The organism is Mesobacillus foraminis, assembly GCF_004340465.1.
GTDB classification, from domain to species: Bacteria; Bacillota; Bacilli; order Bacillales; family Cytobacillaceae; genus Mesobacillus_B; species Mesobacillus_B foraminis.
Genome location: NZ_SLVV01000002.1, coordinates 398,176 through 411,081, shown reverse-complemented (window position 1 = coordinate 411,081; position 12,906 = coordinate 398,176). Strand labels below are relative to the sequence as shown.

The 12,906-nt window shown below is 42.3% G+C and carries 12 protein-coding genes and 1 pseudogene; 12 read left to right on the top strand and 1 reads right to left on the bottom strand.

Features of this window, described 5'->3' with window-relative positions:
* The first annotated feature begins 8 nt into the window (after nt 1-8).
* The 5 genes and pseudogenes from EV146_RS04405 to EV146_RS04385 all read left to right on the top strand — a co-directional run bounded on the left by EV146_RS04405 (nt 9) and on the right by EV146_RS04385 (nt 4,867).
* Nucleotides 9-1,001, top strand: a complete 993-nt coding sequence (locus EV146_RS04405; protein WP_132002392.1) for a glycoside hydrolase family 43 protein — start codon at nt 9-11, stop codon at nt 999-1,001.
* A 361-nt stretch (nt 1,002-1,362) separates the two neighbouring features.
* On the top strand, nt 1,363-1,671 hold the full coding sequence (locus EV146_RS04400; RefSeq protein ID WP_132002389.1) for a hypothetical protein: 309 nt from the start codon (nt 1,363-1,365) through the stop codon (nt 1,669-1,671).
* Between the two features lie 480 nt (nt 1,672-2,151).
* Complete coding sequence (gene hprK, locus EV146_RS04395; RefSeq protein WP_132002386.1) at nt 2,152-3,087, top strand: HPr(Ser) kinase/phosphatase; 936 nt, start codon at nt 2,152-2,154, stop codon at nt 3,085-3,087.
* A 360-nt stretch (nt 3,088-3,447) separates the two neighbouring features.
* Complete coding sequence (locus EV146_RS04390) at nt 3,448-3,963, top strand: RNA polymerase sigma factor (protein ID WP_132002383.1); 516 nt, start codon at nt 3,448-3,450, stop codon at nt 3,961-3,963.
* Nucleotides 3,964-4,391: 428 nt separating this feature from the next.
* A pseudogene (locus EV146_RS04385) lies at nt 4,392-4,867 on the top strand (small multi-drug export protein).
* A 294-nt stretch (nt 4,868-5,161) separates the two neighbouring features.
* Here EV146_RS04385 and EV146_RS27405 read toward each other — a convergent pair.
* Complete coding sequence (locus tag EV146_RS27405) at nt 5,162-5,335, bottom strand: hypothetical protein (protein ID WP_181215820.1); 174 nt, start codon at nt 5,333-5,335, stop codon at nt 5,162-5,164.
* Nucleotides 5,336-5,903: 568 nt separating this feature from the next.
* On the opposite strand from EV146_RS27405, the gene EV146_RS04380 reads away from it, so the two are divergent.
* The 7 genes from EV146_RS04380 to EV146_RS04350 all read left to right on the top strand — a co-directional run bounded on the left by EV146_RS04380 (nt 5,904) and on the right by EV146_RS04350 (nt 12,752).
* A complete protein-coding gene (locus EV146_RS04380; protein ID WP_132002380.1) occupies nt 5,904-6,563 on the top strand; it encodes a GntR family transcriptional regulator in 660 nt (219 codons plus the stop codon).
* Between the two features lie 24 nt (nt 6,564-6,587).
* Nucleotides 6,588-8,042 (top strand): circularly permuted type 2 ATP-grasp protein, encoded by a 1,455-nt coding sequence (locus tag EV146_RS04375; protein WP_132002377.1) that lies wholly within the window; start codon nt 6,588-6,590, stop codon nt 8,040-8,042.
* Complete coding sequence (locus EV146_RS04370) at nt 8,035-9,000, top strand: alpha-E domain-containing protein (RefSeq protein WP_132002374.1); 966 nt, start codon at nt 8,035-8,037, stop codon at nt 8,998-9,000. The genes EV146_RS04375 and EV146_RS04370 overlap by 8 nt, the downstream gene beginning before the upstream one ends.
* Nucleotides 9,001-9,074: 74 nt before the next feature.
* Complete coding sequence (locus tag EV146_RS04365) at nt 9,075-9,929, top strand: transglutaminase family protein (protein ID WP_132002371.1); 855 nt, start codon at nt 9,075-9,077, stop codon at nt 9,927-9,929.
* Between the two features lie 414 nt (nt 9,930-10,343).
* Nucleotides 10,344-11,141 (top strand): alpha/beta fold hydrolase, encoded by a 798-nt coding sequence (locus tag EV146_RS04360; protein ID WP_132002368.1) that lies wholly within the window; start codon nt 10,344-10,346, stop codon nt 11,139-11,141.
* A gap of 38 nt (nt 11,142-11,179) precedes the next feature.
* Nucleotides 11,180-11,620 carry a YwnF family protein gene (locus tag EV146_RS04355; protein ID WP_132002365.1) on the top strand — a complete coding sequence of 147 codons (441 nt, stop codon included), beginning with the start codon at nt 11,180-11,182 and terminating at the stop codon, nt 11,618-11,620.
* A gap of 166 nt (nt 11,621-11,786) precedes the next feature.
* The gene (locus EV146_RS04350) at nt 11,787-12,752 is read left to right on the top strand and encodes a bile acid:sodium symporter family protein (protein ID WP_132002362.1); all 966 of its coding nucleotides are present in this window, start codon (nt 11,787-11,789) and stop codon (nt 12,750-12,752) included.
* Nucleotides 12,753-12,906 lie beyond the last annotated feature (154 nt).

The following is a 12,906-nucleotide window of genomic DNA, read 5'->3' as shown; positions in this document are numbered from 1 at the left end:
ATGTTTAAATGCCGTATAATCATGCTTCTGATACATCTAATCCTGGAAAGGGGCACCAGCTAAGAGATATTCCTGCACATGATCCGTTCGTCCTGCCGCATAAGGAAACCAATACCTACTATTTATATACAACTGGAATTCCAGAATTAACAGACCGGGAGAGAAATGGAGTATTAGTTTATAAAAGTAAAGATTTACTAAATTGGGAGGGACCTTATGTTGTTTTCGAGGTCCCTGATGGAACGTGGGCACACCCGCAGCATGGCACTTGGGCACCAGAGGTTCACGAATACCGTAGTAAATACTATTTATTTGTTACTCTTCATAATCGGGATACGATACTGGCAGAGCCGCCAGAGGTTTGGAAAACCAATCATCTTCGCGGGACAAGCATTGCAGTATCGGATTCGCCGGAGGGTCCTTTCGAATTATTAAAAAAAGATGGGCCGGTGCCGCCTGAAAACTTCATGACCTTGGATGGAACCTTGTATGAGGATGAGGACGGCAAACCATGGATGGTCTATTGCCATGAGTGGATTCAGACAATCGATGGTACGTTTGAGGCCATTCCGTTAAAGCCGGATTTGTCTGCAGCCGATGGTGAACCGCGCCATCTTTTTAAAGCTTCGGATGCACCATGGATCAATGCCGAACGAAAACCTGATGTAAAGCCTTATGTTTATGTATCGGATGGGTGTCAGTTATACCGGACAAAAGGCGATCACCTTGTAATGCTCTGGTCAAGCTATAACCATGAAGGCTATGTCCAGACCATCGCCAGGTCAAAATCTGGCAAACTGGAGGGACCCTGGGAACAACTGGATCCGCTGGTTGCCGGCGACAGTGGGCACGGCATGCTGTTCAAAACATTTGAGGATGCCTGGATGCTTATTCTCCATCATCCATTCAGTACACCTGAATCCCGGGCGAAGATTTATGATGTAGAGGAAACAGAAGATAGCTTTAAGGTGATCAAATCCAGGGATGAATTGCATTCTTAACTGTTCTGTCGCTTAAATAAATGAATCGCTGGCGAATCACAGTGAAGTCTTTGAGATGGTCAGAAGAATTGAAACCAATCAGCCAGAATAAGCAGGAATAAAGTTTTGAAAGTTGAGACTGCCTATAAAAGTCCCTTCGGTTTGAGGGGGCTTTTTTGGTGCTGCACGCTGGCCATTAAATTTAAAACCAGCTGATCGGCACTCGCCCGCCTGGTACAAAGTAAACCATTTTATATGCTTTTCCGGTGGGAAGGCAGGAAAATAATTGTTAAATAGAGATAATTGTTATATCATGGCCAAAGGGATCGTTTTCCGGATTAAGATTAACTTGCTAAAGGTATTGATAAGTAAGGAGTTTAAGATGAAAAGAGATATTAGTGTTATCATCCTGTCTGTATTATTGGTTTTTGCATTAGCAGGGTGCCAGAAAAATGAGCCTGCTGAAAGTATGATGAATCATCAGCAGTGGAATACTTTATCAACTGACCAAAAACATATAAAAGTGGCAACTGAACTAAAAACGATTGAAAGCGCCGGACTAACCGTTAGCGCGAATGAATATTATTTTACCGACAGGCTTGATTACTATTTTAAAGAAAATCCAACTGATGAAATCTTCCTAAAAGAAGTGATAATCAGAATTGGATTAACAAACGGTGTGATTCATTGAGGCCCTCTACACGATGCAGCAAAAGAATAATAAGGCGTATTACAAGACCCCTGAAAGTGCGAAGGTAATTTTCGTGCTGTAGGGGAATGTTAAGAAGAGTGAGCAGGGTATTTGTCAGGTACACAAAGGATCAGCTGAATAGCTGATTTTTTTTTACCTTCACAGGGTAAAAGGAAAAGCGTGACCAAGTCCCAGGGAATGGCATCACCTCGGGAACGCATGTGAAAAGCGAACCCTCAGGACTGTTTATCATTAAATATAAATAATCACTGCATAAACTAAAGACTCCCAATATTAATTCCAATCATCGATTGATAACTCTCATCGATTCATAAGTGACCAGGGAGACTCGTTTTTGACCGATATAGCCAGTATTGAACGTTACAACCACCGGCATTTCGGAAAAGAATTCGTTATTGATGACGTTTGCAACAATCTTAAGTATAATTCATGTTAAAAGCTATAGGACGTGAGTATAGAGTGAAAGAAATCACAGTTGAAAACTTGGTTCGAAAGTTTTCATTGAAAGTGCTGGCCGGTGAAAGCCAGTTGCAGAAAAAGATTACACAGCCGCGTGTGCATCGTCCCGGCCTGGAATTTGTCGGCCATTTTGACTTTTTTCCAACAGAACGAGTTCAGATTTTAGGCAAAAAGGAAATAACGTATTTACATAAATTAAGCAAAGAGGAGCGCAAAATCCGAATCGGAAATATTGTCCTCTATCATCCTCCTTGTTTTATTGTAACCGCTGGAGAAGAAGGGCTTACGTACTTAATGCACCATTGTACAGAACAGGGAATCCCTTTGTTAGTGACAAGCAAGCCAGAGATAACTTCTGAGTTTATCACCCAGTTGGATACATATCTGATAAAGGAGTTAGCACCAGAAATGGCGGTGCATGGCGTTTGCATGAATGTTTCCGGCATCGGGATCCTGCTTCGCGGAAACTCGGGAGTGGGGAAAAGCGAAACGGCACATACTTTAATTCGGCGAGGGCATCGGCTTGTTTCGGATGATATGGTTGTCCTGAAGAAGCTTAGTCCGCAAACCATTCTGGGAACTCATGATGGGAAAACGAAGGAATTTTTGGCTCTTCGCAGCATCGGTTTGCTAAATGTCGTTCGCATATACGGGCGCAAGGCTTTTCAGGATGAAACCCGAATTACCCTTGATATTCATTTAACGAAGTGGGAAAAAGACGCTCTTTATAATGATTTAGAACAGGAAATTCACTATACGGACTATATGGGAGTTAAAATTCCTTCGATTGAAATCCAGCTCCAGCCTGGACGCGATGTGGCGGGATTAATTGAGGCAGCAGCAAATAACTGGTATTTAAAGCAGCAAGGCTACAGCGCCGCAGAAGAGTTTATGAGCCGCATAGAGGCTGATATCATGAAATCCGGCATGGAATAACATCAAAACCTGATGAGTTGACACTGTTTATCGGTGTCATTTTTTTATAAAAGAGTCGCCGGTTAAGCAGGTGGGTATATTTGAACACAAAAATGGATGTTAGATTTCCCCTCATTCAGCATCCGGCCTGATCAGCCTAGAGCCGCACGAGAACGAGGAGCTGGCAAACTTTAGCTCTTAACATGCAAATTATTTAGGGTGTTCATTTTTTTACCGACAAAATATTAAGAGATTCTTAAGAATTTTAACCATAAAAAATTCATATTTTTCTTCTATTATTAAAGACATCCGAATAAGGGCCAGCTCAAAACCTCTGAAAGGCTTAAGAGACGGATACACTTCGAATAGGAGAAAAATAAGATGTCAATGAATGATTTAGCGTCGCTATACCGCAAGTTTTACCCAATGATATTTAAGATCGGATATGCAATGACAAGAGACAAATATTATGCCGAGGATATCGTGCAAGATACCTTTTTAAAAGCGATAAAGAAAGCAGATACCATTAAGGAAAATGAGAAAGTGGGAGCCTGGCTTGCTGTTATTGCAAGGAGGACCGCTATAGATTTTCTAAGAAAAGAAAAAAATAAACCCTGCATGCTAATTGAGACAGAGCATCTGGACTGGTTAGGGAAGGAAACAAATCAAAATGTTGAGGAAGAAGTGGAAGCAGAGTTTTTGACAGCAGAAATAAATGAAGCAATCGGGAAACTGTCCATTAACTATCATGATGTAATGTTGCTTAAAATGAGATATGGTTTTAATGATCAAGAAATCGCGGATATCCTCGAATTAAATTTCTCAACCGTTAAAACAAGGATATTCAGAGCCCGGCAGAAGCTGAAATTGATGATTAATGAACAGGTAAGTGCTTAAGCAGGAAGCAAGAAATACAAGAAAAGTCTATATCATACAGAGCCTAAAATTTTCGGCTATATCCTTGAGGCAAGGCGTTTGTATGAGTTGTGCTGGCTTCCCGCAACTTTGGCCTGGGCGGGGAGGTTAATTAAAATCAATACAGTACAATTTCTAAGATTAACCAAGATCCTGGCAAATCAGGATCTTTTTATAGTTTAATCTAAAAAAATTGCTACATAAATCTTTTTTTATCCTATTTCTTAAACAAATTTTAACCTTGTCAAACCCGGAATTTAACCATGCGGACATATTATATACAGGAGAGTAACCATACACTAAAGTTATATAAAGCCTAAGAAAAAATAAGAAGATGGTTAAAAGAGAGGAACTAATTAGAAATGTTGTTACAGTACTGACATTTTTAAAGATGAATTGGAGGTGAAACCTTGTTTGAATGGGCACAAGATCAATCCGCTATATGGCAATTTATCATCATTTTTGTCATTGCATTTGCTCCCTGGATGGATGTATCCATAGTTGCTCCTCTTGGAGTTGCATGGGGACTCCCTCCGCTTGGTGTCGCGATTACAGCCTTCAGCGGAAACTTCCTGCTGGTTTTATTACTAGGATATTTCTTTAAACAATTTAACAGATGGAGAGAGAAAAGGAGAGAAGCCAAAGGGATAACGGCGCCAACCAAAAAAGAAAAAAATCCAGGGAGATTTGGGACAAGTACGGTATTCCTGGATTAGCGCTCCTCGCGCCCATCCTTGTTGGTACGGATATTGCTGCTGTTTTAGCTTTAACATTTGGTTCATCCCGCTTGCAAGTGATTAGCTGGATGACAGTTAGCCTGGCAGTTTGGACAGCCATCTTCACTATTGGTTCTGTGTACGGCTTCAGTTTTTTAAACATAATTTAACAGCAGGGGGGCCAGCTATCTTCATTCTCTAAGGTTCTTCTCGGGACCATCCCCAGAACAAGGGGATGAATAAATTGATTCAGTTTACTTAAAGACGGAATTCTGCCGAACAGAAAGCGCCCTATGGTACATGCTTGATTGTATGAACATTGATTGAAAACTGATCCAGTGTGAATGGGGACTGTTTTTTTCTCCTTTTTATAATTTAAATAGCAATGGGTGTTCCTAACAACTGGAGAGGGGGCTCAAATGTGTGAGTCTCCCTGCTCCATAAAGCCTTAAAAAGTAACGTGATTAATGTAGGGTGTTTTGCCGGCCGCGTGAACCGGACCCAGTTATTCCAGATACCAATGGCATAACAGCCTGCATGGCCTGGCCGATATTTTTTCCTTTGGTCATACTGTAATAAGCTGCTGCTCCAATACCCGCTGATGCCAATATAGGAAGCCACATACCTTGTCTCCGCATATGAAACACCATCCTTTGGTTAACTTTTTAAAGCCTTTTTAGCATTTGCTTATAATAAAAAAGTATTTAAGAGAAACATTGCCAATGATAAAAAACGAATATATATATCCTTATTTTGACTAGTTCCTGTACATTCTCTCCCTCTGTTTGGAACGGGAAGCTTTCCTTCTTCGCTTTTATGCTCCCATCCTGCTATCCTTTGTTACGTTAACAAACCAACGCGGGTCAGACCCCCTTTTCTGCGTTACCGAACTGACGCGGGTCAGACCCTCTTTTGCTGCGTTACCAAACTGATGCGCAAGTCCGCTCAAAAAAACCTCATATTGCGAAAAACTCCAATTGCGTTTTCGGAAATATTCATTCCCCCTAGTAACCATAGCAGACAGTTGACCTACCCATTTCGTGAAACTATGTAAGATTTTATGACATGAAGGATGACGGACATGTCAGATTATTTTATGCTTTTAAAAAAGAACCTTGCCGATTGTGCTGTCGATCCCAGGGCAGCGGCATGATGATTATTTTTGTTGTGATCACATATCACATATCACATGGAGGAAGGTGAAAGATGAAAACTCAATCAATCAAAGTATCGACGGTAAATAAGGAGGTATACAAACAGCTCAGATTGATGATCAGCAGAGGGGAAATTCCTCCCGGCCATAAAATCACCATAAGAACATTGGCGGAGAAATTCGGCGTTAGCACAATGCCCGTTCGGGAGGCTATTCGTCGGCTTCAAGCCGAAGGGTTTTTGCAAATCAGGGACAGAAGCGTGGTTGTACCTAACCGCTCACTGGATGAAGTGAGGCAAATCTTCTTCATTCGGCAGCAGCTGGAAACTCTAGCGGTGGAATGGGCTTATTACAACTTTAAGATGCAGGATATCGAAAGATTAAAAATGATTCTGCTTGAAATGGATGCGGAAAATATTCCTTCTTATGATTGGCACCTTCTAAACCGCAAATTCCATCTGGAGCTTTATAGCAAGGCCCAATCAACTCCGCTCCTGCAGCTTATAAAGAATGTATGGGATACATCGGCTGCCTATATACATCTGTTTCAGGAGGGGGGAGATTCCTTTGAAGAGAGACAAGCCCAGCATTATTCAATGATTAAACTATTGGAAGAAAAAAATGCAGCTGGCCTTATGGCCCTGTTAACACAGCATCTTACTGACTCGTTTAATAGGATTAAAAAGGAAATGGACATGTTACAGCAGACTTAAATTCGAATGTTCAGGAGGTTTCCCATGTTTAAACCATATGAAACAAATTCCTATTTTGATGAAATGCTCAACCCAAATGGCCAGCCTAAAGACCATTACAAGTCTTTTCATTCCATGCTGCTGGAAGTTTCTGAAGAAGAATTCAAGGAAAAGCATGATACGGCACAACTGAGCTTTCTAAGGCAGGGAATCACTTTTACAGTTTACGGCGAGGAGGAAGGGACAGAGCGGACCATGCCGTTTGATTTCGTTCCAATCATTATTCCCGCAGAAAAATGGAATATGATTGAAAAAGGCATGATCCAGCGTGTCGAAGCCCTTAATCTCTATTTGGAGGATATTTATAAGGACCAGCTGATTGTCAAGGACGGTGTCATCCCAAGAGTGCTGATTGAACAGAACCCATATTACTTTAAACAGGTTGCCGGGGTGGAAATTCCGTTAAAAAACCATATCTTCCTGGCAGGGATTGATTTAATCAGAGATGAGCATGGTGTGTACCGTGTTCTTGAGGATAACCTGCGAAACCCGTCCGGCCTTTCCTATGTGTACCAAAACCGGTTTGTCATGCGCCAAGTGTATCCGGAATTCTTTTCGGAACATTCGCTTTATACCCTGGAAACCCAGGTCACTCATCTTGAGTCAGCTTTGCTGTCCCATAGGCCATTAAACCTGCCTGAATACTTGGAGCCCCGTGCCGTGCTGTTAACAGCGGGGATGTACAATTCGGCTTATTATGACCATGTATTTTTAGCACAGCAATTAAATATTGCCCTCGTTGAAGGCCGGGACCTGCTGGTTAAAGACCATGTTGTTTATATGAAGACGATACGAGGACTTAAACGAGTGGATATCATTTACCGAAGAATCGATGATGATTTCCTTGATCCAGAAGCCTTCCGCAAGGATTCTCTATTGGGAGTGCCCGGGCTGATTGAGGCCTATAAAGAAGGGAATGTTTCCATTTTAAACGGTGTCGGGAATGGAGTGGCAGATGATAAAGCGATGTATGCCTATGTACCGGATATGATTCGCTATTATTTGAATGAGGATCCCATCATCCCGAATGTCGAAACGTTCATTTTAAGTGACCCGGACCAGCGGGAATGGGTACTTGAAAGATTGGATCAGTTAGTCGTAAAGAATGTTGGGGCTTCTGGAGGCTATGACATGCTGATTGGGCCGCACGCATCTGAAGAGCAGCTTGAATTATTCGGGAAAAAAATAATGGAATCACCTCATCAGTACATTGCACAGCCGACAATCAAGCTTTCGCGGGCACCTGTTTATCAGCAGGGAAGATTTTATCCTTGCCATATTGATTTACGTGTTTTTGTCATGAAAGGGGAAAAGGTGAACGTCCTGCCGGGAGGACTTTCCCGTGTTGCTTTAAAAGAAGGCTCCCTTGTCGTCAACTCTTCGCAGGGCGGCGGAGGAAAAGACACTTGGGTATTGAAGGAGGAGACACAGCATGCTTAGCAGAGTAGCTGATTCACTGTACTGGATGGCCAGAAATTGTGAACGGACTGAAAATAACGCCCATATTCTTGGCGTTCAGCTGATCAGGATGCTTGAAGTATCGGAGCAGGACCGGATCACTCATGGAGATTGGGAAACGATTCTTGAAATTTGTTCTTCTAAAATGGAGTATGAAAGGATGTATGGGGAAATAACTGTACAGAACCTGATTCACTACCTGGCATTCTCTAAAGAAAACCCAAACTCATTATCCAATACGCTTCTTCACGTCAGAGAAAATGCCAAAACGACAAGGAATATTATCCCTAATGATTTGTGGGAGGTTTGGAATGATTTTTATCTGGCTTCGCTAACGAATGTAAATAAGAAGGATTGCTCGCTGAAAGAAATCCATTCCTTCCTTAAGCAAATCAAAATCACGTCTATGACTTCAACAGGAATCATCGACTCTGCGATGTCCCGAGACCTGCCCTATCAATTCATGAAAATCGGCAAATGGCTGGAAAGGGCAGAAAAAACAGCCATTATTCTAAAAGTGAGCGTCGAGCGGTCAAAGCCTTTTCAGGAAAGCGGCCTTACTGAGTATTATTGGCGGTCCGCCCTCCAGCTGGTAAACGGGTACGAGGATTATTCGAAAAAATTCCGTCCTCTTATGAATCCTAAACTCATTCTGCAATTTTTACTGTCGGACAAGAGCTTTCCCCGTTCCATTCGCTATTGCATGTCACATGTCAGGAAAGCAATCATGGAATTGGAAAGCGAGAGAGTGTCTCATTATTCATGGAAGATGTACGCAGCACTGGATAAATTAAGAACGGATTTTGATGAAACAAGGATTGAAGAAATGACCTTTGAAGAAATAGAGTCCTTCGTAAATCTAACATTGGGAAGGTGCAGCGAATTTAGCCAAATCTTCTCTGAAACCTATTACTTAATAGAAGCTGATTCTGTACAATGAAGGGATAAAAGCTGTCGTTTAACCTGTCACTTTGCAGAACAGTGACGAGCAGTTCCTAGGGAGTGGAATGGATCTTGAAATATGAAATTGTTCATACGAATACTTTTTATTATGATAACTATGTGGACCAAAGCATGAATACGATCCGGTTAAAGCCCCGGACAGATGAATGCCAAAGGCTGCTGTCTTATCAAAATCAAATCACTCCAGCATCAATGACAAAGGAGCATATTGATATTTGGGGGAATAACGTCGAAACCTTTTTTATCCCTCAAAAGCATAATTTTCTCGAAGTAAAAACGACTTCCATTGTCAGTATTCAAAGAGCCCCGTTTATTCGGCGAATTGATTATTCTCCGGAGATGAAATCCATCTTTCATTCACAGCTCTTCCATGACCATTATTTGTACTTTCTTCACGATACCTTTTATACATATCTGGAAAAGGATCAAATCGAGGAAGCTGTCACCAATATTGGAGATATTGAGGATCCAGTGCAGTTTTCTCTGGAATTGATGCGGTACCTTCACGAAGTATTCACATACGATACCCTATCGACCAATGTAAACACCAATGCAACTGTGGCTTTTTCATTGAAAAAAGGAGTTTGTCAGGATTATACGCATGTAATGCTGAGCATCCTTCGAGCGAGGGGAATTCCTGCAAGATATGTGAGCGGCTATCTTTATGTCGGAGAGAATTCAGCTTTGGTAGGAGATTCAGCCACACACGCCTGGGTTGAAGTCATGGCCCCGGGAATTGGGTGGATCGGGCTTGATCCAACAAACAATGTGGAGGCGCTTGAAAACCATATCCGCATCGGGACTGGACGGGATTACTCAGACGTCAGCCCTTTGCAGGGAGTCTACCGAGGCGGGAAGCAGCGCCTTGATGTAAAAGTAAGTGTCACCATGCTGATGCATAATTAATTGAGTATCACGAAAAGGTGCCAGGCCTCATCTATAAGGATGAATGTCAGGGCACCAGGTGGGCGGGCACGTAAAATCGATTTGCGTTCCTTTGTATTCGGAAACTAAGGGTGGAGAGTACATATCTCCACTTTGATTGTTTATGCTCATATTGACGGAATTACTAGTCTTCTATATAATATAGATATAACTTAATACTCCTAAAGGGGAGTAGCTTTTACAGCAAGGTCGTCATTACGGAGCATCAGGCTCTCGGCTTTGCTGGCAACTGATGTTGTTAGCAAGACCTTTATCAATTGTCAATATTGGTAGAGGTCTTTTTGTTTATAGGACAAGACATTTAGACTTCTGCCACTACCGGCGGAAGTCTTTTTCATTGGCTGCGACCGGAACATAGGAATAGGGAGGACAGCCATGCTCTACTTTAAAACTTACGAATTAAGTCCTTCTCATGAATGGGTGGTGCTGATCCATGGGGCTGGAGGAAGCTCCTCGATCTGGTACAGGCAGATAAAGGATTACAAGAGTCAGTTTAATCTCTTGCTGCTGGATTTAAGGGGGCACGGTAAATCCAAAGATCTTCCAAAACCGAAGCAGCCATACACGTTTGATGAGGTCAGCCGGGATGTAATTGAGGTGCTCGATCATTTAAAAATAAAAACCGCTCACTTTATCGGAATCTCCTTAGGAACAATTTTAATCAGGAACATAGCTGAAATGGAACCAGAAAGAGTAAAGTCCATGGTGTTAGGCGGAGCGGTTCTCCGTTTGAATACACGTATCAAAACACTTATGTTCCTCGGGAATATGTGCAAAAAAGCAGTTCCCTATATGTGGCTTTATAAATTGTTTGCCTGGTGTCTGATGCCAAAAAAGCGTCATGAAAGCTCACGCCTATTATTTGTTGAACAGGCAAAAAAGCTCTGTCAAAAGGAGTTTATCCGCTGGTTCAAGCTTACAAATGACGTGGCCCCGCTTCTCCTGCAGTTTGAACAGAGTCCGGTTGAAGTGCCAACCATCTACATTATGGGCAAGGAGGACTATATGTTCCTTCTGCCTGTGGAGGAGTCAGTTAAAAGAAGCAATAACGCTTACCTGGCGGTGATTCCTGACAGCGGGCATGTTTGCAATGTTGATCAGCCTAAAGTCTTTAACAGGATCACACTGGATTTCCTGCATCGCCAGGCTAAGCAGTCCAGCTTTATATCCTAAGCTAAACGAATAAAATCAATTTGAAAGGACCGAGGACTATGAACCTTTTTATGAATCAAATGCCTTCTAATATTAAAAGAGAAATAGAACAATTACAAAAAATACTTTCTCCATTGATGAAGAAAATATCAAAATATGCATTCTGGACAATGCCGCTGATGGGGATTTCGATTATGAATCTTGGTTACCTTTTATTCTTCGGACAGGTAACCCGTGAAAGCATTCCTGCGGTTTTAATCTTTGCCGTCATCGGTGCTCTCGGCTTTGCATTATTTAAAGAAGTGAAGCTGCAGCAGAAGGAATTGCAGAAGCTGAGCTCCCTCTATATCATTGAACGGATTAACAAGAGTGAAATAGCGACTGATTATCACAAAAAAGAGTACATTAGTCTTATCAGGGAACAGCCTGAGTCAAAGGCGATGAGCCACTTCATCAACTTCCTGATGGAGGAGGACCAGCGGAAGCAAATGCTTCAGTAAAATTCCGCACCAAAAGCTCCCATGATCAGGGAGTGCGGGGACAACTCCCTATACATTCGATGGCCTTGTAGTGTATATTAATAGAAGAGTTTGCGCCAGCTCAAGGGGGCTGGCGTGTTTTTTTAGTATTCAACTTTTCAAGGAAGTACAGGAGTGATCGAAAAAGATGCTGGGCAGGATCAATAAACAAATGGAAAAAATCATGCCGATTATCACTCCGGTGAGTGTGGTCCTGGGTGTGATGCTTTCAGCTTATTTAATAGATTTTACGAGTTTAATACCATGGATCTTTGCGTTTATGACGTTTGCAGGAAGCCTCGGCTCTAATTTCCGGGCCTTGAAGAACACCTTGCAGCACCCATTGCCTTTATTTCTCGTTTTGATGATCCTGCATATTCTAATGCCTGCATGGGCATGGGGAATCGGTCATATCGTGTTTGAAGGGGATGCTTATACGATTACAGGGATTGTGCTGGCAATGGCCATTCCAACGGGAATATCCAGCTTGCTGTGGGTGACCATCTATCGTGGAAATATTGCTTTAACCCTGTCAATCATTCTGCTGGATACCTTTCTGTCGCCTTTTATCGTGCCGCTTACCCTATCCCTGCTTGTCAGCGGAAGAGTGGAAATGGATGTTTACAGCATTATGAGCGGGCTGTTCGGAATGGTAGTCCTTCCGTCCATATTGGGCATGCTGCTGAACCAATGGACGAAGGGAAAAGCCAAGGAAAAGCTTAGCCCGGCACTCGCCCCATTTTCCAAGCTGGGGCTAAGTATTGTAGTCATGATCAATGCTGCAGCTGTAGCTCCATTTTTAAGCGATGTCGACCTGAAATTGGTGCAGATCGCCATCACAGTTTTCTTGATTGCATTTACGGGATATCTATTTTCCTTTTTTATCGGGAAGTTGTTTAAAGGCGAAAGGGATACAGTCGTTTCCTTAACTTTCACCGGGGGGATGAGGAATATCAGTGCTGGTGCTGTACTGGCTGTATCGTATTTTCCTGCGCCGGTTGCAGTCCCTGTTGTGATTGGAATGCTTTTTCAGCAGGTTCTGGCATCAACATTCGGCTACCTGGTAGACAGGCATTTCAGCAGGCAGGTCTTTGAAAAAGAACAAACAATGTAAAGCGTAAAAAAGAAAAAGCTATGCCAGGATAAAAAATATGATAAAATAAATATCGAAAATTAAAGCGAGTAGGTTTCTATATCGCAGGAGGTTCTAGCTACCCTCTCGAAAAAACTAGGGAAAACAGTGCTGCTTTTCTTTAGTAGTGCTGTTT